Raw genomic sequence first — 884 nt, 5'->3', positions numbered from 1 at the left:
GACGGTGTATGGAGCGCGTTTTCACCGGCAGCCATCTGGGCCAAATGGGGCTTTGACGGCGAGTCGGCCATTGTAGCCGATTTCGACAACGAGATGGAGAGCATTGCCTTGACATACGAAGGAAAGACTGTTTCGCAGTCCGTGCTCAATACAACCGTCGGCATGTGGTATGGTACGAAGAAACTACAGCTCAAGTCCATCTCATGCGTGACCCCTGCCGGTGTCACGGAGAGCTACAATGTCAATACGGGTGTGATAGCGTTTACCGTGGCTTCCGGCATTTCGATGCCTGCACGCTCAGAGGTCAGGATAACCGTTACGGCTACGGTACAGGATACGGATATAAGCCGTGAGCTGGTATTCACCATTGCCGGAGTGCGTGCCGGTAATCCGGGCAGTGATGCGGTGCTCTATAGACTGGTGCCTTCCGTCTCATCGGTAAGCAAGCGGAAGGATGGTACCTACAGTGTGGCAAGCGTGTCATGTACACGTACCAAGTCGGTCGGTGGCAGTACAGCTGTTACGACTGACGGTGTGCTGAAATACAGTAAGGACGGTGGTTCGGAGGTCGAGATACAGAACGGCACGGCCATTTCCCCGAAGAACTTCACGACGCAGCTGCAGTTCGTGTTCTACGTGGGTGGGCAGGTCGTGGACCGGGAAACTATACCCATGGTTGTGGACGGTAACGACGGTAATCCTGGAAAACCTGGCGGCGACGGCGAATCAGTCAAGGCTGGCGGTGAGTGGCGCACGGCTAATACTCCATTCAAAAAGCTCACCATCTGCACGATGGGTGGCCGGTCATGGCTCTCCAAGGTTGATACTTCGAATCCACCTCTATGGACTCAGACAACTCATGACGGGAGGCGAATCACTCAGAC

The 884-nt window shown here is 55.0% G+C and carries 1 pseudogene; it reads left to right on the top strand.

What is annotated here, in order from left to right:
- Positions 1-884, top strand: a pseudogene (locus DWY57_RS20650) (hypothetical protein); the annotation flags it as partial.

The sequence above is a fragment of the Bacteroides sp. AF25-5LB genome, assembly GCF_003602965.1.
Taxonomy (GTDB): Bacteria; Bacteroidota; Bacteroidia; order Bacteroidales; family Bacteroidaceae; genus Bacteroides; species Bacteroides uniformis.
This window is presented reverse-complemented; position numbering and strand designations above follow the sequence as displayed.